Source organism: Collinsella intestinalis DSM 13280, assembly GCF_000156175.1.
Classification (GTDB): domain Bacteria; phylum Actinomycetota; class Coriobacteriia; order Coriobacteriales; family Coriobacteriaceae; genus Collinsella; species Collinsella intestinalis.
On record NZ_GG692711.1, the window covers coordinates 177144 to 200366 of the forward strand.

At 64.8% G+C, this 23223-nt stretch carries 16 protein-coding genes and 1 pseudogene; 4 read left to right on the top strand and 13 right to left on the bottom strand.

Features of this window, described 5'->3' with window-relative positions:
- Nucleotides 1-4 precede the first annotated feature (4 nt).
- The 4 genes from COLINT_RS07345 to COLINT_RS07360 form a co-directional block, all read right to left on the bottom strand.
- On the bottom strand, nucleotides 5-2389 hold the full coding sequence (locus tag COLINT_RS07345) for a tetratricopeptide repeat protein (protein ID WP_006723833.1): 2385 nt from the start codon (nucleotides 2387-2389) through the stop codon (nucleotides 5-7).
- 116 nt (nucleotides 2390-2505) lie between these two features.
- Nucleotides 2506-3270, bottom strand: a complete 765-nt coding sequence (locus COLINT_RS07350; protein ID WP_006723834.1) for an amino acid ABC transporter ATP-binding protein — start codon at nucleotides 3268-3270, stop codon at nucleotides 2506-2508.
- A gap of 82 nt (nucleotides 3271-3352) precedes the next feature.
- Entirely contained in the window at nucleotides 3353-4006 is a 654-nt protein-coding gene (locus COLINT_RS07355; protein ID WP_039910715.1) for an amino acid ABC transporter permease, read from the bottom strand.
- 90 nt (nucleotides 4007-4096) lie between these two features.
- Nucleotides 4097-5044: an amino acid ABC transporter substrate-binding protein gene (locus COLINT_RS07360; protein ID WP_006723836.1), complete on the bottom strand. Its 948-nt coding sequence runs from the start codon at nucleotides 5042-5044 to the stop codon at nucleotides 4097-4099.
- Between the two features lie 259 nt (nucleotides 5045-5303).
- Here COLINT_RS07360 and rlmD point away from each other — a divergent pair, with 259 nt between their 5' ends.
- Nucleotides 5304-6569 carry a 23S rRNA (uracil(1939)-C(5))-methyltransferase RlmD gene (gene rlmD, locus COLINT_RS07365; protein ID WP_006723837.1) on the top strand — a complete coding sequence of 422 codons (1266 nt, stop codon included), beginning with the start codon at nucleotides 5304-5306 and terminating at the stop codon, nucleotides 6567-6569.
- 97 nt (nucleotides 6570-6666) lie between these two features.
- On the opposite strand, the gene COLINT_RS07370 is transcribed toward rlmD, so the two are convergent.
- The 6 genes from COLINT_RS07370 to tilS form a co-directional block, all read right to left on the bottom strand.
- Nucleotides 6667-8025 carry a lipase family protein gene (locus COLINT_RS07370; protein WP_039910716.1) on the bottom strand — a complete coding sequence of 453 codons (1359 nt, stop codon included), beginning with the start codon at nucleotides 8023-8025 and terminating at the stop codon, nucleotides 6667-6669.
- A 142-nt stretch (nucleotides 8026-8167) separates the two neighbouring features.
- Complete coding sequence (locus tag COLINT_RS07375; RefSeq protein WP_006723839.1) at nucleotides 8168-8971, bottom strand: phosphatase; 804 nt, start codon at nucleotides 8969-8971, stop codon at nucleotides 8168-8170.
- A 164-nt stretch (nucleotides 8972-9135) separates the two neighbouring features.
- Nucleotides 9136-9948, bottom strand: a complete 813-nt coding sequence (locus COLINT_RS07380) for a hypothetical protein (protein ID WP_039910771.1) — start codon at nucleotides 9946-9948, stop codon at nucleotides 9136-9138.
- A gap of 283 nt (nucleotides 9949-10231) precedes the next feature.
- Nucleotides 10232-12475 carry an ATP-dependent zinc metalloprotease FtsH gene (gene ftsH / locus COLINT_RS07385; RefSeq protein ID WP_006723842.1) on the bottom strand — a complete coding sequence of 748 codons (2244 nt, stop codon included), beginning with the start codon at nucleotides 12473-12475 and terminating at the stop codon, nucleotides 10232-10234.
- A gap of 1 nt (nucleotide 12476) precedes the next feature.
- Entirely contained in the window at nucleotides 12477-13025 is a 549-nt protein-coding gene (hpt, locus tag COLINT_RS07390; protein WP_006723843.1) for a hypoxanthine phosphoribosyltransferase, read from the bottom strand.
- 57 nt (nucleotides 13026-13082) lie between these two features.
- A complete protein-coding gene (gene tilS, locus COLINT_RS07395; RefSeq protein WP_211204004.1) occupies nucleotides 13083-14648 on the bottom strand; it encodes a tRNA lysidine(34) synthetase TilS in 1566 nt (521 codons plus the stop codon).
- 112 nt (nucleotides 14649-14760) lie between these two features.
- On the opposite strand from tilS, the gene COLINT_RS07400 reads away from it, so the two are divergent.
- On the top strand, nucleotides 14761-15645 hold the full coding sequence (locus COLINT_RS07400) for an MBL fold metallo-hydrolase (RefSeq protein WP_006723845.1): 885 nt from the start codon (nucleotides 14761-14763) through the stop codon (nucleotides 15643-15645).
- A 45-nt stretch (nucleotides 15646-15690) separates the two neighbouring features.
- On the opposite strand, the gene COLINT_RS07405 is transcribed toward COLINT_RS07400, so the two are convergent.
- Nucleotides 15691-17325, bottom strand: a complete 1635-nt coding sequence (locus COLINT_RS07405) for an MFS transporter (protein WP_233418439.1) — start codon at nucleotides 17323-17325, stop codon at nucleotides 15691-15693.
- 163 nt (nucleotides 17326-17488) lie between these two features.
- On the opposite strand from COLINT_RS07405, the gene COLINT_RS07410 reads away from it, so the two are divergent.
- The gene (locus COLINT_RS07410; RefSeq protein WP_006723848.1) at nucleotides 17489-19324 is read left to right on the top strand and encodes a BglG family transcription antiterminator; all 1836 of its coding nucleotides are present in this window, start codon (nucleotides 17489-17491) and stop codon (nucleotides 19322-19324) included.
- Nucleotides 19325-19422: 98 nt separating this feature from the next.
- Here COLINT_RS07410 and COLINT_RS07415 read toward each other — a convergent pair whose 3' ends face one another.
- On the bottom strand, nucleotides 19423-21036 hold the full coding sequence (locus COLINT_RS07415; RefSeq protein ID WP_006723849.1) for an amidohydrolase: 1614 nt from the start codon (nucleotides 21034-21036) through the stop codon (nucleotides 19423-19425).
- A 7-nt stretch (nucleotides 21037-21043) separates the two neighbouring features.
- Nucleotides 21044-22657: an MFS transporter gene (locus COLINT_RS07420; protein ID WP_006723850.1), complete on the bottom strand. Its 1614-nt coding sequence runs from the start codon at nucleotides 22655-22657 to the stop codon at nucleotides 21044-21046.
- Nucleotides 22658-23033: 376 nt separating this feature from the next.
- On the opposite strand from COLINT_RS07420, the pseudogene COLINT_RS08735 reads away from it, so the two are divergent.
- Nucleotides 23034-23223: pseudogene (locus tag COLINT_RS08735) on the top strand (hypothetical protein); the annotation flags it as partial.

The following is a 23223-nucleotide window of genomic DNA, read 5'->3' on the forward strand; positions in this document are numbered from 1 at the left end:
GGGACTATTGCACGAGGGAGCGGCGGACCGAGGCGAGCACGTCGAAGCTGTTGGGCGCGACATCCAAACTCGAGAGAAAGTGCACGAGCGAATGCGCCGCGTCAAACATACCGGCGTCGACCAGGGCGATGCCAGCCTTGGCGGCCATCTCCCCCAGCTGCGGCACGGGCGCCACCGGGACGCCGTCGGCGCGAAGAAGGGCCCGGGCCTCGTCAAGGTCCGGACGACGGCTCAGGTGGCTCTGCTGCATGAGCTCCTGCATCTCGGACTGCGCCTCACCGTAGAAATACGTGCCGGGCTTCACCATGGCGTAGCAGGCCAAGCCGAGCGAGGGGTCGCCGCCCTGCCAGAAGTAGAAGCCCAGGCGGTAATACGCGCAGGCGATATCGGTGGGGTCGGCGGCGACGGTCAGGCCATCCAGGAGCGCGCGCACCGCGTCCCCCATGCGATCGGCCTCGCGCAGGGCGAGGGCCAGCGAATGGTAAGCCGTGAAGGAGGTCGGGGCAAGGCGGACGAGCTCCTCGCCCAAACGAATCGCATCTTCGAGGTTGCCCTGCTCGCGATATATGCGGCACAGCATCGAACGCGCGTCGAACATGGTATCGGGAATCTTGCGGAAGCGCGCCTGCGGGCCACCGTCATGCTCGCTCACGATAATGCGCGAGATCATGTTCACGCAATACAGCGGCCTGGCCGCGCTCTCCTCGAGCATCTCGGCGGCATCGTAGGCGGCGATCAGGTCGGCCAGCTCGGTGGAGACGGGCGCCTCCTCCTCGGGCGCCGAGGCCTCGCGGACGCGGTCGGAGATCTCGCGATAGCGATCGCGCAGCGGGTCGTCACCCGTATCGAAGATATCGAGATCGCACACGAGGTCCGCACGCAGGGGCTCGACCAGGGAGGCAGGCAACGGGCGCGGGTCCTCGGCCATCTTGATCGAGCGATCGGGCAGGGGCGCCTCGATCGGCTCGACGGGCAGCAGCGCGCCCAGCTCGCCCGTCTCCATGTGCAGTGTACGAGGCGAGAAGGCCTCGATAAGCTCCCCCGGCGAAAGTGAAGCCTCGAGAATGGCGCCGGACTGCAGGGCGGGCATGAGCTGCATGGTGAACAATTGGCGGCTGAACTCGAGCGAGATGATCGCGGGCCCGTCGATGTTGCGCTCGCGCACCGTCACGATAGCGCGCACCACCCCGACGCCCGCACCGAAGGCCACCGCCGCAAGCGCCATGGCAAGACGCAGTGAATACGCGGCGCGTGCGTCGTTGCGTTCCGCTTCGCTTTGGAAGGGGAACGCCCCGGCCACGGGGACAGTCGCCTGAACCGCGAACACGCCGGAGGCGGCGTCGCAGTTGAAGGCGTAATCGAAGTTGAAGGGCGCACGCAGGCCCTCTGCCGCCACCGCGAAGCGCGTGCGCAGGTCCCACTCACCGCCACGGCTCGCCTGGGCACCGGCGAGCTCCATATAGTCGCTCTTGCGGTCGCATCCGCGCATCAGGCGTTCCGCAACCGATGCAAACGAGCACAACGATGAAAGTGCGGCACGCTCGCACGCGCCCTCGGTCAGGCCTCCCACCATCGGCGACGAATCTTCGCCCAGGTAGTGCTCCGCGAACACCAGGCGGTTGAGCGCACCCTCCACGGCTTGGATGGTATCGATCTGTTCATCGGTGAGCTCGCGTTTGTCACATCCCGTCCAGAACAGCCCCGTCGAGCTCAGGCGGCGAATATCGATGTCGTGCGTCGCCGCGATAGGGCGTACGAGCTCGGCACCGGCCTGTGCCAGGGAGCGCGAGGCATACCGCTCGAAGCCGCTCGCGCCCTCCTTGCCCCCACGATAGACCAGGGCGTCGAGCGCGTCGGGATAAGAGGATTCGAGCAGGGTGTCCAGGATATCGGCGACGGTCAGGGTCGGCATCGATTCGCCGTGCTCGCGCGGGAGCATCCACTGCGTCAGATAGCAGGCGGCGCCCATCACGTCGATGTCGTGCGCCCCCGTTCCGTAGGGCCCAAGGTCGTTCATGCTGCTGGAAACGGTGAGGCGCCCGTCCTTCTCGCGCTGCGTGAAGTGGGCGGCCTTCACGGGCCTGCCCTCGGCGCGGGCAAAGAAGAAAATGCCACCGTCATCGTCCTTGGCCATACCGGCATCGGGGTTGCGCTCGGGGCGCGCCGCGATCGGCTCGTCACATGTGAAGATGGCGCCGCCGATGGCGAGCCACGCATGGATCCTCACCTGGCGACCACTCACCTGTTCAACCAGGTAGCCCATGCTCTTTTCGGGCTGGGGCTTGATCGCCTCGGTGATCATGAACACGCGCTTGGCATCCTCACCGGGTATGGACTGGAGCTGCTGCGTCTTGGCGAAGAGGGGCAACTTGAAAAGCTTGTCCGACATGGTCCACACTCCCAATCTCCCGCCGCACGGGCGGGCTTTTCGGCTTTCCCCATGCTACCAAAGCGCGCGGACCCAACCGCCCACTCCCGTGAGCGGACCGGGGGGACCGGTTTTCGTCACTTCTCGATGCGGGCGAGGAATGCGCGGGTACGATCCTCACGCGGATTGTCGAGCACTTGCTCCGCCGGCCCCTCCTCCACAATCACACCGCCGTCCATGAACACCACGCGGTCGGCGACCTCGCGCGCAAAGTCCATCTCATGTGTGACGACGACCATCGTCATGTCCTCGGCCGCGAGCCCGCGGATCACCCGCAGCACCCCGGCAGTGAGCTCGGGGTCCAGCGCGCTGGTGGGCTCGTCGAAGAAGATGACCTCGGGGTCCATGGCCAAGGCCCGGGCAATTGCCACGCGCTGCTGCTGCCCGCCGGAAAGCTGGCAGGGGACCTTGTCCTCACAACCCTCGAGGCCCATGCGCTCGATCAGCTCCCGGGCCCGCTGCTCCACCTCGGCGCGGTCACGACGCTGCACGCGAATCGGCGCGTCCACGATATTGCGCATCACCGTGAAATGCGGAAACAGGTTGTAGTTCTGAAACACCAGGCCGAACCTGCCCCGGGCGCGCTTGAGCGCATCGCCCTTCGCGTACACGCTCGCGCCGTCCTCCCCCGGCACCGCCGCATCCACCTCGCCGTACGACAGCCCACCGGCGTCGAGCGTCTCGAGCAGCGTCATACAGCGCAGAAGCGTCGACTTACCACCGCCCGACGGCCCGATGACCGCGACGACCTCGCCACGAGCGACCTCCAGAGAGATATCGCGCAGGACCTCAACCTCCCCAAAGGACTTGCGCGCGTTCTTGATTGAAACGACAGCGGGCATGAGAGCCACCCTTCAAATAGATGCACGGCGTCAGCTGCACGGAGCCGCATACCGCGGTGAACAGCAATTACGGGCTTACCCGCTAATCGCGATAGTAAGCGAGGCGCTTCTCGATGGAGCCGAGCACGAGTTCCACCGCGAAGTTGAACGCCCAGTAGATGGCAGCCGCGATGACGAACGGAACCATGCTCACCTGCGAGGCGACAAGCGCCTTTGCCGTGGAGAACATCTCCCCGACACCGATGGCGAAGGCGAGCGACGTGTCCTTGACCAGCGTGATCACCTCGTTGCCGATGGCCGGCATGATTCGCTTGACCACCTGCGGCACGACGATGTGCACGAGCGTCTGGAATTTGGAGTACCCCAGGACCTCGGCGGCCTCATACTGCCCACGCGGGACGGACTGCAGGCCGGAGCGATAAATCTCGGCGAAATACGCGGCGTAGTTCACGATGAACGCGAAGACCGCCGCTTGCCACTTCGACGACGGCGTGAGTTGGACGCCAAAGACGTAGAACGGCATGAAATAGATGGCGAACATCTGGAGCATGAGGGGCGTGCCTCGCATCACCGAAATGTAGGCCCGCGCGATGAGGCGCACCGGCGCGAATCGGCACATGCGCAGTGCCACCACCACGACACCGAGCGGCAAGGCGCCGACGAGCGTGAGCGCGAAGATCTGCAAGCTGGTGATGAAACCCTCGCCCAGCATCTGCATCATGGTCGTGATATCCACCTGAATATCGTCCTTTCCCAACGGGCCTGGCACGCGCGCAAAAGGCGCGCCCGGGCACATGCACCTCGGGCGCGCCATGCTGAGCACCACTTACTTGATCTGCCAGTTGTCCATGGTCAGGCCCTGATCGGCGTACTTGGCCGCAATCTGCTCAACCGTGCCGTCCTTGTACAGCTTCTTCAGCGCCTCGGCCACCTTCTTGGCCGTGGCGGTGTCGCCCTTCTTGAAGCCGACGGCGTAGTTCTCCTCGGAGAGATACTCGTCAAGCATGAGATACGCATCGGGCTTTGCGGACATCTGATAGCGGGCAATGGACAAATCGCAGGCCACGGCATCCACGGCGCCCGACTCGAGCTGCATGAACGCGGTGTTGTACTCACCGATGGTCTCGAGCGAGGCGAACGTGGCAGCGAGGTCGGCGGCGTCGCCCTCGAGCACTTCCTCGGCGGCGGAGTCGATCTGCGTCACCACGGTCTTCCCGGCCAAATCTGCCTGGGCGGCGATGCCGTCGTCGGCGCGAACCACGATGACCTGAGCGTTCAGCATATACGGGTCGGAGAAGGTGTAGTCGTCCTCACGACCCTCCATGGTGAAGCCGTTCCAAATGCAGTTGATGGCCCCGGAGTCCATGAGGGCGTCCTTGGCCTCCCAGTCTATCGGCTCGAGCTCGACCTCCCAGTCGAGCTTCTCGGCCACCGCTTTCGCGAGGTCGAGGTCGAAGCCGGTGTACTCGCCGTCGTCACCCACATAGCCGTAGGGCGGATACGCCTGGTCGAAACCGACGATCAGCTTGGATGTCGCTGCGGCGGAGGTGTCCTCCGCCGTCTTGGGGGCGGACCCGGCGTCGGTCGCCTTGGGAGTTGCGCCGCATCCCGCGAGCAGCGCCAGCGCCATGACGGCGGACGCCGCGCCGGCTACCAGCGACCGCCGCGTCATGCCGCATTTTCGCGGGGTCCCGGACCCGACGGCGCCCGCCTCGGGCATAGCGCCGGAGATGCTCGCGAGGTTGCCCTGCATGTTCTGCTCGTTCTTCTTCATGATCTGTTCCCTTCATTTCACTTTACTTAACTAAAGTGCCATTGTCGGCGATTGGAAGGATAGCACTTTAGTTTGATGGAGTGCAACCGATCACCATGAGATTTCCCGGATGTTTCGACATGCGGCGACAGGGCAATTCAAAGCGGTGCTCCCCCGATCGCCCAAATCGGAGATATATGGTTTGGGCGAGCCAGCCAAGCCGTGCGTTCGCAGCTCGGGTACCATAGCGAGCAGAACACCCCGAGCGAAGGACCCCGCCATGCCCAAGAAAGCCACCGCCAAGCGCCCCGACGCCGGGGCCCCGTGCCCCATCATGCACAGCTGCGGCGGTTGCACATGGCTCGGTCTGCCCTACCGCAAGCAACTTGCGCGCAAGCATACGGCCATGCGCGAGCTCTTCGAACCGCTTATCGCGCAATTCGACTGGGATGCGAGGGTCGAGCCGGTGCTCGGCATGGGATCTTCGCGCGAAAGCGGGCCCGTGACCGTAACCGACACCCCGCTCGCCGCACCGCGGGCGTTCCGCCACAAGGCAGCCACCCCCTTTGCACCCGCCGCGGACGGCTCGGTGCGCGGAGGGTTTTTCGCCCGCGGTACGCACGATATCGTCGACTGTCCCGCATGCGCCGTCGAGGCGCCTGGGGCACGCGAACTGCTCAATGACGTGGCACATCTGGCCACCGAACTCGGCATCCCCGCATATGACGAAGACCGCCGCTGCGGTCAGCTCCGCTACGCTGTGCTCCGCTGCGGCTGGCGCACGGACGAATCGATGCTCACGCTCGTCACGCGCAGCCTCGAGGTTGACCGCCTCGACGAACTTGCGTGCCGCCTGATCGAATCCCATCCCGAACTCGTGACCGTGGCGCAAAACGTCAATCCCCGTGTCACCAACGCCATCCTCGGCGGTCAGACACGTATCCTTGCGGGCCGCGAGCGCATGACCGATCGTCTCCTCGACTGCACGTTCGAAATCTCACCCGTCTCGTTTTACCAGGTCAACCCACAACAGACCGAGGTGCTCTACCAGCTCGCAATCGACGGCATGGATCTCACCGGCTCCGACGCCGTCCTCGACACCTATTGCGGCAGCGGCACCATCGGCCTTGCTGCAGCGGCGGCGGCGCGCAAGCAGGGGTTCGACATCGCCCTGACCGGCGTCGAGCGCAATCCCGAGGGCGTACGGGACGCCGTGCGCAATGCCGAGCTCAACGACCTGGATGCGACCTCGTCTTTCATCGCTCGGGACGCCACGGAATACATGCTCGAAGCAGCTCATCGAGGCGACCATGTCGACGTGTTGGTGATGGACCCGCCGCGCGCCGGGTCGACGCCCGAGTTCCTCGACGCGGCATCCTCACTCGCACCGCGACGCATCGTCTACATCAGCTGCAACCCCCACACGCAGGTGCGCGATCTCGAGCATCTCGGACGCACTGGCTACCGCCTTGAACGCCTGACGCCCGTGGACCTGTTCCCCCACACCGAGCACGTCGAAACCGTCGCCATCCTCACACGCCCCTGATGTCTCAATTGGGGACAGGTACAAATTGAGACATTGCGAGAGGGGCTGGTACCTCGGGCGATTTCGGGCTATTCCGACCACACCGCCCAGAAATGTCTCAATTTGTGCCTGTCCCCAATTGAGACTCGTCGGTGACGGACATCCATGCGATGTACGTGCTGGGATAATGGCTGTAGAGGATCCGCACTGGATCGACGTGCGTTGCCAGCAATCGGAATGTCGTGAGCGCGCCAACAGGGGTAACGAGCTCTTCGGCAGAACCCACCGCCGCGGCAATGTTGTCGCAAACCGTGCGGGCAATGAGCACGTCGGCGGCATCGGCGGAACATTCCACCCCAACCGACTCGCGATACACGGCGCGCATCTCGTCCTCGAGGCGATCGAAATCCGCACAGCCAGCACTCGGAAGCTCGAGATCGACGCCGTAACGCTCGTATCCCCAGGCCGATAGCGGCAGGTAGGGCATGAGGTCCGAAGGGTTGGCGATATTGAAGATGTTGCCGTAGCGCTCCGAGCGCGCATCTGAGGTGAGAGTGGTCGCCGGGGCGGCGAACGTGTAAGCATACACGGGGCCGAAGGGCGCCGCGTCACCCGCCCGTGCACGAAGATCGTCGAGCTCGGCAGCTACGAGGTTCGCTATGGCGCCGCCACGGCTATGGCCCACCAGCAGAACCGACACCTCTGCGCCAAGCGCGCGCGACTCCTCGGCCCAGGAGACGACCTCCGCCCCGATCTCGCGCGCAGCGCGCACGTAGCCGCCATGGTCGCCGGCCTCGTCCCGAGACAGATCGAGGTTGCTCAGCCATTCCGAGCCGTAGCTGCCCCGCGTACTCACCAGGATGAGGTCGCGCGAAGGACCGTCGTGCCCGGAACCCAGACGCTTGCGGGCGATCGTGTACGCCGCACCATCGGCATCGCCCGTCGCCAGGTCAAGCACCTCGTCGACAACCTTGCTGCGATAGCGGTACGACTCGGTGGAAACCTCGCCAAACCCCAGCGAGGCAAGGGCGTTCTCCATATACGGCGGGTGGTTCTCACGCGCCTGGTAATAACCCGACTCCGAGTAAGCGAGCGCGGCAAGTACCGACGATGTTTGGGCGAGCTCATGATTGTAGTCGCCCTCATCGGCGGAAAACCACGCATCATCCCACGTCACGCGGGCGACCGCCGAACCGTCGTCTGGGGCGTCAAGACTCGTGTAGGTAAGATTGGTTGCAAAGCGCGCGGGATGCGCGGTCTCGGCCTCGGGCGCCGGACCCTCACTCCCCTGCGCATACGCAGCATTCAAACTGGGCTGCTCCATGGCGCCGCGCCCCGTGAGCTCTTGCGCGCGACGGGTGGCGAGGACCCCGGCAGACCCGAGCGTCGCCGTCAGGCCCAAGGCAAGCAGGGCGCACGGCAGCCGCCGCAGCATACGCCGCAGCACCGACCTACGGCAATCTCTCCGTCCATCCATGCGCACCCCTCCCCTCCTCGGGCAGAATCGTTCGCCCAAGAATACCAACGGAGCGCGATGCGCATGTGACGAAACCCTTACGTTTCTGTGATGGAAGCCTCGAACCGGATCGGCGATCACAGCCGCGCGCAAGCCCCCGGCACTACCTCAAATCCCGCACGCCGGCAGCGGCCAGCTCGCGCAGGAACGGCTCGCGGCCGCGGTTCATGATGAGCTCCTCGGGGAAGTGGATCTCCTCGAGCATGCGCTCGACCGTGGGGAACTGTCCGATACGCGGAGCCACGTGCGCATCACTTGACACCACCACGCCCACACCGAGCTCGGCGCAACGCTCCGCGATCGTGCGGCACACGCCGTGATAGCGATCGCCCACCTCGAGAGAATGCTCATTTATCTCGATGAGCTTGTGGCGCTCCTTGGCGCAGGTCAGCACCGTGTCGATATCGTAGGGCAGGCCCGAGCGGCCCGTGTGGCCGAGGATGAACACCTTCTCTTGCTCCAGAGCGGCGACGTACATATCGGTCACCTGGGACACCGACGCCCCCTCGGCGAACGACCCATCGTGCACGCTCGCAATCACGTAATCCGCATCGCCTGTGGCGCGGTCGAACAACGTGCGCTCCACGCCCAGGTCACGCCCCGTGATATCGCAATGCACCACGATATCCTGACCGAACAGCGACCCGTCGAGGCCCACCACGTCGGCCTCGCAGCCATGCAGGACCGTGACCCCGTGCCAGGTGCGCGGCCACACGCCCATGTTGATCAAGTACTGGAAGTTGCGCAGGTGCTGCTCGGGATAGAGCATGCCGCTGAAGTGATCGGCCGAGCCGAGGATCTCCAAACCCGCCTCAGCAGCGGCGCGGACGTTCTCCTCGATCGTCGAATAGGCGTGGCGCGAGTACAGCGTATGCGTATGCACATCGCCCAAAATCGTATAACCCATCACGGTCCCCTCTCTCAACTCCGGTATTCGTCCATCAGCGACTGCCCGGCAGGCAGCGAATCCACGACGGTCTCATACCCCACACAATACCCCACGCGCACCCAGCCACCGACACCGAAGTCATCGGAGGGCACGATGAATGGCCTCGTTGATCATAGAGCAGCCTATTCCGCCGAGGAGCCGGCCTTGCCCACAGCCTCGGACACGCGCTTGCGCACGCGCGGGATGAAACGCGCCGCAAAAGAGTTGTTGTCGCGCGTCTTCACGTACGCGAAGCCAAGCACGGCGAACACGAGCGCACCGATGAGGTTCACGATCAGGTCGGCCATGGTGTCGTGAATACCGATGTCGAGGTAGCCACCGGGAATCGAGATGACCTCGCCCGAAGCGAGCGTGATCTGCGATGAGACGATGTCGCGCACCGGGATGGTCACGTTGGAGTTGGTAGGGTCGAGCCACACGGTGTTGATGGCCTGGACCAGCGTGTCCTTCTGCATGTCGACGCCGATGAAGCAGTCGGCGAAATACTCGAAGATCTCCCAGCACGCACCGATGCACATGGAGAACGCCACCGCCGAAACCGCCATATACAGCGGCGTGAGGTGGATGCTGGAATTCTCGCTGCGGTTCAGGATGTCAAACAGCGCAAAGCCGATACCCGCGCACATGAATCCCCAGGTCGTATGCAAGATCGTGTCCCAAAACGGGATGCTGATATAAAAGGCGTCAATCTCGCCCAAGATCTCCGCGGCGAAGATGAACAGCAAGATGATCGACTCGAGCAGGTCGGGCAGTTCGATATCGAGGGTGTGCTCAAGGAAGGACGGCACCAGCAGAAGCACAAGGGTGAGGACGCACAGCATCATATGCTCGTAATGGCCGATAAACGCCGAGCGCACAAGCGTGATGAGCGCGAGGGCGCGCAATATGAAGTACAGGTAAAAGACCATGGGCTCGTTTTGACGTTTCTGGCGCATGGTCCGCTTCGCACGTGCGAAAAATCCGGCCACGGGCACTCCGATCTTCGAATCTACTCTCTCGCTTGAATCATTATCCATGGACCAGGGCATTTGCCTATGCTTGTCTTCTTTTTGACACCCGCCATATATCGGATTCCCATAGGCAATTTAGGCCGTCCATGGAGAAAGCCGGTGCAATCGCAGACGATGCGGATGCAGATATGGGCATTTTGCCGCGGGCAAAAGCAATGTGCTGGCGAGCACATATCGCACCGCCAGCACATTGTGTCACATCGATGAATTACGAATCGCTCCGGGGACATTCGGCGCCCTCGTCGGACTCGGCATCCGCACCACACTCGGCATCCTCGTCGCCCCCGGGATTTCGATCCCCCGCGACGGCAGCTTGCGCGAACGCGGCGGCCTCTGCGGCGATTTCCTCGTCGCTCTGGCGCGGCTTGGCGCGACGGGCGCGCTCGGCATCCACCACGGCCGGATCGGCACCGTTGGCGGCGGCGTCGTTGCGGGCCTCCTTGGCGGCGACGATATCGCCCTCGCGCTCAAGGTAGGCATCCCACTCATTGTCGAGCAGGGCGGTCACGGCATCGCCCTCGACCGTCTCGCGCTCGAGCAGGACGCGGGCCATGAGGTCCATCTGCTCGCGCCGGGCGGAGATGATCTCCACCGCGCGCTCGTGGGCCTCGCGCATGATGCGCTGGACCTCGGCGTCGATGCGGCGCGCCGTCTCCTCGGAGTAGTCCTGATGATCGGCGTAATCGCGACCCAGGAACACCTGGTGCTGCGCCTCGCCGAACACCTGCGTACCGAGCTCATCGCTCATCCCTAAGCGCGTGACCATCTCGCGGGCCATCTTGGTGGCGCGCTCCAGATCGTTGCTCGCACCGGAGGTGATGTCGTCGCACATGAGCTCCTCGGCAACACGGCCACCCAGGAACACGGCGAGGTCGTCGAGCATCTCGCGGCGAGACTTGAGGAAGTGATCCTCGGCGGGCAGCTGCATCGTGTACCCGAGCGCCTGGCCGCGGCTGATGATCGAAATCTTGTGCACGGGGTCGGAGTTCTCGAGCACATGACCCACCAGGGCGTGGCCGCTCTCGTGGTAGGCGATGATGCGGCGCTCGGTCTCGGTCATCACGCGGCTCTTGCGCTGCGGGCCCGCCATGACGCGCTCCATGGACTCCTCGATCTCGTCCATCGAGATGAGGGAGCGGTTGCGGCGGGCGGTAAGTAGCGCGGCCTCGTTGAGGAGGTTCGCCAGGTCGGCGCCGGCAAAGCCCACGGTGAGCTGGGCGAGCTTCTCAAAGCTGACATCGGTGTCGAGGGGTTTGTTCGCGGCATGCACGCGCAGGATCTGCTCGCGACCGCGGACATCGGGACGGTCCACCGTGATCTGACGGTCGAAACGGCCCGGGCGCAGCAGCGCCGGGTCGAGGACGTCGGGGCGGTTGGTGGCGGCGATGAGGATCACGCTCTCGTTCTCCTCGAAGCCGTCCATCTCGACGAGCAACTGATTGAGCGTCTGCTCGCGCTCGTCGTGGCCGCCGCCCAGGCCGGCACCGCGCTGACGGCCGACCGCGTCGATCTCGTCGATGAAGATGATCGAAGGCGACTGCTCCTTGGCGTTCTTGAAGAGGTCGCGCACGCGCGAGGCGCCCACACCCACGAACATCTCGACGAACTCGGAACCGGAGATGGTGAAGAACGGCACGCCCGCCTCGCCGGCGACGGCTTTGGCAAGCAGGGTCTTGCCGGTGCCGGGGGGACCGACCAGCAGCACGCCGCGTGGAATCTTGGCGCCGAGCTTACGGAACCGCTCGGGGTCGGCCAAAAAGTCGCGGACCTCCTCGAGTTCCTCAACCGCCTCGTCGATGCCGGCGACGTCCTTGAACTTGACGTTGGGACGCGTGGCCTCGGTCGTCTTGGCGTTCGTCTTGCCGAACTGCATCGCCTTGTTGTTGGCACCGGTCATCTGGCGCATGAAGTAGAACATGACAAAGATGAGCAGGCCGGTGGGCAGAATCGCCACCAGCAGGTTCATCAGCATGTCGGGGTCCTCGGTGTCCACTTTATACGTGGTCTTGGGGTGGGCGGCCATGAGCTCTGCCAGGGCATCGGAACCCACATAGGTGGAGGAGAAGCGCTCAAGGTTGCCTTCGGTCTTTTTCTCGCCCTCGGGCCAATAGGCGCCCTCGACCGTACCATCGAGCACCGTGTAGGTCGCCTCGTCGACGCGGTTGGCCTCCACGGCGGCCACGAACTCGCTCGTGGCCAACTCGGCGGGCTTGTCGCCAAGACCCGCCCCGCGGCCCAGATTCCAAAAAAGGGAACCCACGAGGATGCAGGCGATGGCAAGGTAAATGTAGTTCGTGCGGCTCGGGCCAGTCGGACGGTTGGGGCCGCCGGCGGCCGGACCCCCGTTCACGCCACCGGGAGGCGTGGGGCCCTGACCATTCGAACCGGCGCCGCCACCCTCGGCCATGAGGGTGGCGGCGCCCAGAATGCACTCGTCGTTGCAGTCGGTCATGCTACGCGTAGACCTCCGGCTTGAGGATGCCCACGTACGGCAGGTTGCGGTAGCGCTCGGCATAGTCCAGGCCGTAGCCGACCACGAACTCGTCCGGGCAGTGGGTACCCACGTACTTGGGATCGATGGCGGCCTGCTTGCCCTCGACGTCCTTCCACAGGAAGGTGCAGACCTCCAGCGAAGCCGGGCCGCGGCTGGCGAGATTGGCCATGAGATACTTGAGGGTGAGACCGGAGTCGAGGATGTCCTCGACGATCAGGACGTCGCGGTCCTTGATGTCGATGTCGAGGTCCTTGATGATGCGGACGGTACCGGAGGACTTGGTGCCGTTGCCGTAGCTGGACACGGCCATGAAGTCGATGGCCAGATCGGTGTCGATGGCGCGCATCAGGTCGCCCATGAACACGACGGCACCGCGCAGGACGGCGATGAGGACCAGATCCTTACCCTTGTAATCCTCGGAGATCTGAGCGCCCAGGCGCTTGACCATATCCGCAATGTCCTCCTCGGAGAACAGGACCTTCTCGACATCAGGATGCATCGTTTCCATGACTTCCCTTTCACATGCATGTACAAGATGGTTGAAGCATACCCGCATTCGGGGACGCTACACGTCGCCAATGGGACGAATCGTTAATTTTACCAGCATAGAGCTAGTAGGGGTGCACTTGAAGCGCTCGTCCGCACGAACTCCCGCGACCCACGCGATCGCGCCCCCCGGAGAGCTGCGCACAACCGGGACGCCCGCGCGCTCGGCAAGCGGGACGCGAGCCTCGTTGATGAGGTCGGAGAGCTTCTTGCTACGCCCTTGCATCCCCAAGGGGCACATCACGTCGCCCGCCGCCGGGCCGTCCACCCACAGGCGGACGCCGTCCGTCCCTCCCTGGGCTGCCGAAGCTCCCCAACGCTGGTCCTCGGCGAGTCGTTGCAGGTCGCGCGATGCATATCCCAGCGCCGCAGCGTCGATCACGGCCACCGTTCCGCCACCCGCCTCGGCGCTGAGCCCACGGGCAAGGCTAACGGCGTCGTGTCCCTCGGGGACGCGGACGAACGCGCTCTCAAGTACCCGACCGCCCGCGACGACCATGGAGCCGGGAACGGGCAGCCAACCGGTCGCCGCGCGCTCGCGCTCAGTGGGGGTGCGGAAGGAGAGCGTACCGAACTCGATGCGCGCGTCGACGCCCTCGGGCAGGGCGACCGAACCCTCCCCCGCCGCCACGCAGGCGAGTACCGCCTCGACATGGCGCATCTCCAAACGGGCCTCAGGCGCGACCCTTTTCACCGCCAGGCGTACCATGCGGCGGGCGATGGCAACCTCTGCCGCGGCGAGGCGGGCGGCGTCCAGCACGACGAGGCCCGCCCCTTCGCGCCGCGTGCAGCTGCGCAGCGCGGTCGCCGCGAGCTGGGACATGAAGGCGTCCTCATCGCCCAGGATGTCGCAGGCCGCGCCCACGCTGCGCGCCACGCCGGGATTGCGCTCGGCGGCGAGCGGCATCAGGCGGTGGCGCACAAAGTTGCGCAGGTAACTCGTATCTCGATTGCTCTCATCCTCACGCCAGGGCTGACCGGCGACCTGCAGATAGCGCACAAGCTCGCCGTGCGTGCGGTCCATCAGGGGGCGGACGATGATGTTGCGGCGTCGCGGAATGCTCGAAAGACCCGCGGCGCCCGAACCCTTGATGGCGTTCATGAAGAACGTCTCCGCGCGATCGCTCGCCGTGTGCGCGGTGAGGATGCGCGCCGCGGTGCGGGGCGTGCCGGATTGTCGCGAGAGCTCGCGCACGTAGCGGCGCGCCGCGGCGTAGCGCACATCACGCGCGGCCGCCTCAAGGTTGCGCCCGTCCAAATCGGCGAAGTGGGCGTGCTCCACGCACAGGGGCAGCCCCAGGCACTCGCACAAATCGCGCACAAAGGCCTCGTCGCCGTCGGAGGCTTCACCCCGAAGATGATGGTTCACATGCAGCACGTGCAGCCGCTCGCGGGCAATACGGGCGCAGCCGCGCCCGTCGTCGATGTCGAGCTCGCCGGTACAGGCCATCAAGGCCAACGCCGTTGAGTCCGCACCTCCTGATACCATGAGGACCACCGGCGCCGCGAGGGCTTGCCCCCGCTCGCCCGCTGCGCGCGCATGCGGCGCGTGCCCGGACCCATATCTTTGTGAAACCGTTGGCATGTATCGCCTTTCGCGACGGGCGGCGACGATTCTGCCCGTCATTTCCACGCGTGCGGCACCGCGTGCGGCACGCTCATCTCATCCGCCTTGTATTGTACTGATTGGACCAGACATGACCCACTCCACAAGCGCATCCCCAGCCGAGCAGCGCACGCCGGGCGCAGACGCCAAAAGCGAGCGTCGGCACGCCCTGCACCTGCACATCCTCGGCAGCGGCTCGCGCGGGAACTGCGCGCTAGTGGAAGGGCCCGAGGGGCTCATCATGATCGACAATGGTTTTGCACGCTGCAAGGTCCTCGACCGCATGCACGAGCTGGGACTCGACGAGCGCGATGTGCGAGCGCTCATCCTCACGCACGAGCACACCGACCATGTGAGCGGCATATCCGTGTGGGTCAAGATTTTCAACGGCCTCCTGTTTGCCAGTGAGGGCACGGTGGATGGACGCAAGTACCTCAGCTGCCTCGATTTTGAGACCTTCACCCCCGGGGACGCCCTTGAGGTCGCAGGCGTGCGCATCGAGACCTTCCCCACCTCGCACGACGTGGTGAACCCGGTGGGATTCCGCTTCTCATGCGCGGGCGACGCGATTGGCTACGCCACCGATACGGGCATGTTGCCACCGCGCGCCATGGAGCTGCTGGCGGATGCGCGCATCCTCGCACTTGAGAGCAATCACGACACGCAGATGCTCCGCTGCGGCCCCTATCCGCGCCACCTGCAGGACCGCATCGCCTCCGACCGCGGGCACCTCTCCAATGCGCAGGCCGCCGAGGCTCTGTCCGCCCTCGTGAGCGAGCGCACGGAGCATGTGGTGGCCATGCACATCTCCCAGGAGAACAACCGGCCGAGCCTGGCGGTGCGAGCGCTCGCTGCGGCCATCGGCGCCGAACTCGACAACGAGCTCGGCTCAAGCGCCACGCTCTGGCGCCCGGGCGACACCGCCGACCTTCACATCCGCCCCGCCGGTCAGAACCGCCCCTTCTCCGTCCTGTAGCACCCGAGGCCGACGGGCCACTCATGACGGCACGGTGCGCAACAGTTACCCCCTCGCAGCGTCCTTTGATTTTTTTGGAAACGTGGTGAACAGGGAGAGCCCCGCGAGCGCGGCGACGGTCGACATCGCAATGGCACCGGCGTTGGCGCGGACCTCGCGGTTGGCCGTGATCAGCTCGCCGGCGACGGAATCGGAAACGCCCATGCCGTCCATACGGGCAGAGAAGGCCGCGTCACCCTCATAGGTGTAGACCGTCTGCTCGAGCGCCGTGCGGACGGGCTCGTCGAGAACGGCCATCGATTCGACGCTCGCGTCGAGACCCATGTTCACCGCGATGAGCATGACCGAGCCCATGGCAGCCGAGCCGAGCGCGAGACCGAGGTTTCGCGCCGCGCCCTGGATGCCGCCCGATTGCTGCGCGTCGTGTGCGGGGACGGCGGAGGCGACAAGGTTGTTCGACTGCGAGTTCACCATACCAACGCCAATTCCGCCCAACAACGTGCCGAGCACCATTATGGAAGTCAACTCGGAGCTCCGAACGCCAAAGGCCGCCATAATCGCGCCGAGGGCGATAGCGATGTAACCGCATCGCACCACGAGCCAGGAATTCGCCTGGGGGAACTTGCGGGGAATACCCATGGCGAGCACGAGCATCGGCACGCCCGAAACGATGCCCAAAAGCGCCGTGCTGGTGCCGCCGAGACCGACCACGAGCTGGTAGAAGGACGTGGCCACCAGGCCTTGTGCGCCCATGTAGAAAAACGGCAGTGCGATCGCCACGACACCGGAGCGAACCTGCGCGCTTTTGATGAAGCTGGAGGGCAGGATGGCGACGTCGTGCGCGCGCTCCATCCACAACTCGACCGGGACGAGCACGATGAGCAGCGCCACGCCCGCGATGACGATGAGCGGAGCCGGTGAGAGGCCGAAGATGGTGAACGGTGCGGTGGGCAGCGGATCGGCCACGCCCCAAGCGGAGATGCGTGACAGGCCGAACATCACGGCGAACAGGCCCATCGAGGCGAGGGCCGCGCCCACAAGGTCGAACTTCTTAGATGCGCGCGGCTGGGAAGCCGGCAGCGCCAGGCTCGCGGCGACGAGCGCACCGAAATAGGCGACGAGCGCACCGAACGTGAAACGGAAGCCGAAATTGTCCACGAGCATGCCGAGCGGGATGGGAACGATGGTCGCCAGGGCAGCGGAGCCCGCGATGACGCCGTAGGCCTGCTTGCGCTTATCCCCCTCAAACAACAGCGGGACCATGCCGAGAACCGAGGGGATCACCAGGCTCGCACCGACACCGACCGCAAGGCGACCGCCCCAGATGAGCAGCTCGACCACGGGGGCGAGGGCGGTGACGATCTCGCCGATGACCATGAGCACCATGCCGCCCACGAACGTGCGGCGCCACCCCACCATTAGGCCGAGCAGGCCGCTGGCCAGCATGAAGGTGCCGGCCATGAGTGCATACACGGTGTTTGCCAGCTGCACGTCGGCGACCGAGCACCCAAAGACGCTCATCATCTCGGACATCGCGACCGAAAACGCCCCGTTGTCGGCGGAAACGCCCAGCTGTGCCAGCGCCAGGACCGCCAGGGAGATCGTGGCCTTGGAGCCGACGGAACCGCCCTGCCCCCGCGCCACCTCGACCCGTTCCTTGCACGCGCACGTGGAACTCATGTCCATCACCATCCAACGGCGCTTTATTCACGCCATAACGAAAAAGTAGGTATCTTCATCATATGAATATCGCTACCATCTATGTGCAGCGAGTTTGCCTGATATGCGGCAAATTCCGCGACATTGGAAACCACCGTCGCGACCATCGGGGGACGCACAAGCCATGAGCATCAATCGCCGGCAGGCAAACCTTCTCAAAACCCTCGTGTCCACCACGAGCTATATACCCACCGCGGCCCTCGCCGGAGAGCTCTCGTGCTCAGAGCGGACCGTGCGCAACGACGTCGCGGCCATCAACGCCTTCCTCGAGCAAAACGGCCTCGCCGCCCACACCGCCTCCAAGCGCGGCACGGGTATCCAGCTCAACCCGAGCCCCGCGGAACGCGAGCGCATCCTCGGCCTCGTCAAAGAGCGCGCACTCGCCATGGACCCAGCGCTCGACCGGTTTTACCGCGGCATCCTTCTACTCATTTGCGACTACAACGGCGATTACACGGTCGAGTCCCTCGCCCGCGCCATCCTCACCAACAAGCAGCAGGCCCAGGAGGACATCCGCTCCTGGAACGATATGCTCTACCCCTATGGCGCCCGAATCGAGCGCGGGCATCGCCTCACCGTGGTGGGGCCCGAAGAGCACATCCGCTTCTTCGTCACGCACAGCCTGTTCGAGCTCGCCCCCACCGCCATGAAGCGTCGCGTCGAGCCCCAGCTCTTCGGCGAGGACCGGCAGTTCCTCTTCGACGAGATCGAGGCCGTGGAACGCACCCTCGACTGCCCCTTCACCGATAACGCTCGCCACGAACTGGCCATCTACCTGCAGGTCATGACGTTGCGAATCCGCAAGGGCAAGAGCGTCCCCGCGCGCGCCACCGCCATCCCGCCCGCGTTTGCCGCCATGCTCGGCCGCATCGAAAAACACTACGGCATAACCTTGGGATCCGGCGAGAAGGCCGTTGCCATCGAGCTGTTCTCGGTTGCCGCGCGCCGCTGGACGCCCGACTTCCAAGACACCTACACCCCCGACCGCGAGTCGGCCCACCTCGCCGACGACCTCTTCCGCGCGCTCTCCGACCGATACGGGACGCGCCCGGCGTCCCACCTGCGCAAACCCCTCGCCATGCTCTTCGAGGCAGGCATCACGCATCGCAAGCTCGATCGAGCGATCGCCCTGCCGCCCGAGATCTCATGGACCGTGAGGTTCGAGAATATGACGCTGTTCATGCGCCTCGCGCAGCTCATGCGCGACACGCCGAGCCTTTCTTCGGTCGACCTGTACGAAACCGACCTCACGCGCATCGCCATGCTGTTGCTCGATTTCATGGACGGCATCGCGGTGAGCGACACCTGGCGCGCCGGCCTCGTGGTGAACTGCGGCGTCGAGCAGGTGCTGTTCGCGCGCGACCGCATCGAGCGCTTCCTGCCATTCATCCGCATCGCCCGTGTGATTCCCGAAAGCGAAGAGGCAGGTGGGAGCACCGCGCTCGACGGACTGGACTTCCTCATTTCATTCGACCCAATCGAAACGGCCCTGCCCGTCGCGGTCATCTCGAGCGCGATCACCGAGCTCGACCGTCGCTATATCAACGACACCATCCTCGCCATCGCGCAACATCGCGCGCAGGGCGACGGGCCCGTCGACGACGACCTCCCCGTGCGGGAGCTGCCCCAGATGGAGGGCGAATCGCTCCGCGATGCCCTGCATCGCGCGCTCACCGCGGAGAGCCTGTGGGCGGGCACCGACGAGGAGTTCCGCAAGATCTTCGAGATGTGCTCGTTCACCTGCGGCACCACGCTTATCCTCACGTATTTCTCGCACGAGGCGGGACGCACGGGAAGCGCGCTCTTCTCCATAGATGCACAGATCCCCTTCCGCCGGACGCGGCTCACCCATGCCGCCGTGCTCGCCGTGTCAACTTCCGACGAGCGCGCGCTGGGCGCGCTCTCCCAGACCTTCCGCCGCAAGCTGGCAGCGGCCGGGCTCGCCCCCGCGGAGCTGTAACGCCTCATAGAGAGACAAAAAAGACGCCTGGCACGCAACATGCCAGGCGTCTTTCCATGTGAGCTCACAAGCTCAAAAGCGCGAGCGCGTGGGCGGCATTAGGCCTCCCAGACGATCTCGCCCTCCTTGATGGTCTTGAGGACCTTGAGATCGCGCAGGTCGTCGATATCGACCTTGAGCGGGTTGTGCTCCACGACGCAGAAGTCGGCCAGCTTGCCGACCTCGAGGGTGCCCTTGCGGTCCTCCTCGCCGTACTGGAACGCACCGTTCTTGGTGATGCACTCGAGACCCTCGTAGACGGAAATCTTCTGGGACTCGTCCAGCTGGACGCCGTTCTTGGTGACGCGCTTGACCGCGCACCACACGCTCTCGAACAGATTCGGGCGCAGCACCGGGCAATCGGTGTGGAAGGTCGGGCGCAGGCCGAAGTCGAGGGCATCGCGGACCGCGGAGACGCGGCCGCCGCGCTCGGGACCGAAGTTCTTCAGGTGCACGTCGGCCCAGTACCAGATGTGGTTGGTGAAGATGGTCGGGATCATGTGGATCTCGGGCATCTGCTCGTACTGGTCGCGGCGGGCGGTCTGGCAGTGGACCATGACCGGGTGCAGCTCGTGCTTGTTCGGATTCGGGGAATCCTCGAGCGCGCGCTTGTACACGCGCAGGTACTGGTCGGCGGCGGCGTCGCCGTTGGTGTGGGCGAGCAGCTGGTGATTGCCGTCGATGGCCTTGCGCATGTAGTCGTAGGCATCGTCGTCGGAGATGGTGCCGTAGCCGCAGTAGCCCTCGCCCTCGTCGCCGGGCGCGTAGGGCTCGGTCATCCAGGCGGTGCGGCCCTGGGGAGAACCGTCGAAGAACATCTTCAGGCCGCCGAAGCGGAAGTGGTTCGTGTACTCATGGGAGTCGAACTCGGCGTAGTCGGACAGGATCTTGTCGACGTCCTCGCCGTGCATCGGGTAGCTCACCACGTCCATCTTGAGCAGGCCCTTCTTGGCCATGCCCGCGAACAGCGCGGCGTAGTCGGCGGTGGTGGCGCCCTCCTGGCAGGTGGTGATGCCGTGCTCCAGGTAGACGTCCTGCATCTGCAGGATCATCTTGTCCATGTCGAACTTCTGACGCGGCTGCACCTGACCGAAGACCGGCCACATGGCGTTGGGCTCCTCGCAGAAGCCGTCCGGCGTCACGCCATCGGCCTCGCGGCCGTAACGAGCGCCCTCGGGATCGGCCGTCTCGGCATTGATGCCGGCCAGCTCGAGGAGCTTCGTGTTGGCGACCAGCATGTGGCTGGAGGCGTGAATCGCCACGCAGGGGATCTCGGTGGAGACCTGGTCCAGGATGTGGCGGTTGGGATGCTTGCCCTCGGCCAGGGAGTTCTGGTCGTAGGAAACACCCATGATCACGCTATCGGGACCGATGTTGTTCTTCTCGCCGAAGGCGCGCATGGCCTCGACGATCTCATCGAAGCTCTTGCAGTTCTCGAGCTGAGCGGCCACGACGTACTGGTTGGAACCGGCGATGTGGCTGTGCGGGTCGATGATGCCGGGCATGAGGCAAGCGCCGTCGAGGTCGATCTGGTCGGCGTCCGCGGCAAAGGCACGGGCGTCCTCAAGGGTGCCGGTGAAGGCGATGACGCCGTCCTCGACGACGAGGGCCTCGAAGGAGTCGCCCTCGTTCGTCATGGGCAGGAAGTCGCCGTTGAAGTACAGCTTCTTCATGATGGGTTTACGCCTCTTCCTTCTTGAAGATCTTGATAGCGGGGGTAGTCAGCAGGCCAAGCAGGATGATGACCGCGCCGACGCCGTAGGCGAAGCGGGTGGAGTTGAAGCGGGCCTCGGCGTTGACCTCGACCAGGGCGTCGCGCTCGGAATCGGACATCTCGATGTCCTCGATGGAGGCGCGGAAGGCGTCATCGGAGGTGAGGTCGATGTTGCGCTCGGAGATGGCCTCGACGGTGGCCTCGGAGATGCGGTCGTCGTTCTTGGCACCGTCGATGACGTTGTTGGTGATGCCGAACAGCAGCACGGCGCCGAGCAGGGCGATGCCGATGGCCTGGCCCACGTTGCGCATGGTGGTCTGGATGCCGCCAGACTGGGCGGCGTCGCGCTCGTTCACGGCCAGGGCGACGACGTTGTTGGCCTGGGCGGAGACAATGCCCGCGCCGGAGCCGGCGAGAATGCAGCCCACGACGATGCCGGGCAGGGAGGCAGAGTCGAGGGTCACGGAGAAGGCCATGGTGGCGAGGGCGGCGGCCAGGACGATGTAGCCGACCTCGATGACGCGACGGGGGTTGGCGTTGGGCATCCACTTGGGGATGCCGATGGAGAAGGCGAAGGTCGGGATGCCGACGACGATGGAGAGGACGCCGACGATGGCCGGGGACCAGCCGGCAACGAGCTGCAGGTAGGGAGCCATCAGGATGGACTGGACGCCCATGAAGAAGAAGGTGATGGCTGAGGCGGCAAGGCCGGCGAGCACCTGCGGGGTCTTGAGGAAGGACTGGGGCAGCAGGGCGAAGCCGTTCTTCTCCTCGACGCCCTTCTCGACCTTGACCATGACGGCCAGGATCACCAGGCCGAGGACGGCCATGGGCAGGCACGGGGAAATGCCGAAGATGGTGAACGGGCAGGCGGCGAAGGGCTCGATGAGACCCCAAGCGGAGATGCGGGAGACGCCCACGAGGAACAGGAACAGGCCGAGGGCGGCGAGGGCGACGCCGATGCCGTCAAACTTGAGCTTGCCGTCGTTCTGCTCGATCTCGGGGAGCTTGAAGGAGAGCAGGAACACGATGGCGAAGTAGGCCGCGAGCACGAAGAAGGTGACGCGCATGCCGAAGGACATCAGGACGATGGAGAGCAGCAGCGGCAGCAGGGCGGACAGGCCGGAGGCGGCGCCGATGCAGCCGAAGGCCAGTACGCGGTTCTTGCCGTGGTAGATCTTGGGGACGAGACCCAGGACCGACGGGATCATGAAGGAGGCGCCGAATCCGACGAGGGTACGGCCACCCCAGATGAAGACGGCCATGTTCGGGGCCATGGCGAGCACGACCTCACCGGCGGCGCACATGAGAGCGCCCATGCGGAAGTTCTTCTTCCAGCCGATGATGGTGCCCATCATGCCGCCGGCGATCATGAAAGCGCCGGCCATGAGGGAATAGACCATGTTGGCGAGCTGGATGTCGGCGACGGTGGCACCGAGGTCGGTGGTGAGGGCGGTAGCGGCGAGCGACAGGGCGCCGTTATCACCCGAGGTGCCCATCTGGGCGAGAATCAAGACGAGGATCGGGAGAACGAGAAACTTCTCCTTGCCCCCCTCCTTGGCAGCAGCAGTAGACGCCATTGCATCTTCCTTTCTTCTGCGAGAAGGGCCCCTTGCCCTTCCCTTGCGCTGATACGCCCCGACCAGATTGCGCGCATGCTCCCATGCGAGCCACCGCAGGCCCCCTTATTCCCACGGAAGCGCCCAAATCACGTTCGCGGCGTTTGAATCGTCCCGAGAATACGCCGCTCTAAACACACTATCGAGCAGGACGTCTGCCGTAATAACGGCAAAGTGTTGACGATTCATCCGCGTGCATTGACGCGGCTTTGCCCACGGCATGAAAAAGCCCCCACGCGCCTTTCGGCACATGGGGGTCAGGGAAAAAGGGGCGGGTGTGAACTGCCTCCCATTTCTTGGACTGGAAAATAAAGTCCTCGAGATGGGAGGTTTTTCCATGACGATCTACGACAGGTCGGTGAGGGAGCGGGCCTGCGGGCTCTTCGAACGCGGGCTCGGGCACGAGGCCGCCGCCGCGAGGCTGGGGATACCGCTGAAGGCTGTGAGACAATGGCACCTCACGTACCGCGCCGTCGGGAGGGATGCGCTGCTGGACAGTGGGGACGCCACAGGACGTACGACTACGG

Coding starts and splice junctions, on each gene's coding strand:
- COLINT_RS07400 (WP_006723845.1), top strand. CDS start 14,761: ATGACCCACTCCACAAGCGCATCCCCAGCCGAGCAGCGCACGCCGGGC.
- rlmD (WP_006723837.1), top strand. CDS start 5,304: ATGCCCAAGAAAGCCACCGCCAAGCGCCCCGACGCCGGGGCCCCGTGC.
- tilS (WP_211204004.1), bottom strand. CDS start 14,648: ATGCCAACGGTTTCACAAAGATATGGGTCCGGGCACGCGCCGCATGCG.
- ftsH (WP_006723842.1), bottom strand. CDS start 12,475: ATGACCGACTGCAACGACGAGTGCATTCTGGGCGCCGCCACCCTCATG.
- COLINT_RS07420 (WP_006723850.1), bottom strand. CDS start 22,657: ATGGCGTCTACTGCTGCTGCCAAGGAGGGGGGCAAGGAGAAGTTTCTC.
- COLINT_RS07405 (WP_233418439.1), bottom strand. CDS start 17,325: ATGAGTTCCACGTGCGCGTGCAAGGAACGGGTCGAGGTGGCGCGGGGG.
- COLINT_RS07360 (WP_006723836.1), bottom strand. CDS start 5,044: ATGAAGAAGAACGAGCAGAACATGCAGGGCAACCTCGCGAGCATCTCC.
- COLINT_RS07370 (WP_039910716.1), bottom strand. CDS start 8,025: ATGGATGGACGGAGAGATTGCCGTAGGTCGGTGCTGCGGCGTATGCTG.
- COLINT_RS07380 (WP_039910771.1), bottom strand. CDS start 9,948: ATGCGCCAGAAACGTCAAAACGAGCCCATGGTCTTTTACCTGTACTTC.
- COLINT_RS07375 (WP_006723839.1), bottom strand. CDS start 8,971: ATGGGTTATACGATTTTGGGCGATGTGCATACGCATACGCTGTACTCG.
- COLINT_RS07345 (WP_006723833.1), bottom strand. CDS start 2,389: ATGTCGGACAAGCTTTTCAAGTTGCCCCTCTTCGCCAAGACGCAGCAG.
- hpt (WP_006723843.1), bottom strand. CDS start 13,025: ATGGAAACGATGCATCCTGATGTCGAGAAGGTCCTGTTCTCCGAGGAG.
- COLINT_RS07415 (WP_006723849.1), bottom strand. CDS start 21,036: ATGAAGAAGCTGTACTTCAACGGCGACTTCCTGCCCATGACGAACGAG.
- COLINT_RS07410 (WP_006723848.1), top strand. CDS start 17,489: ATGAGCATCAATCGCCGGCAGGCAAACCTTCTCAAAACCCTCGTGTCC.
- COLINT_RS07350 (WP_006723834.1), bottom strand. CDS start 3,270: ATGCCCGCTGTCGTTTCAATCAAGAACGCGCGCAAGTCCTTTGGGGAG.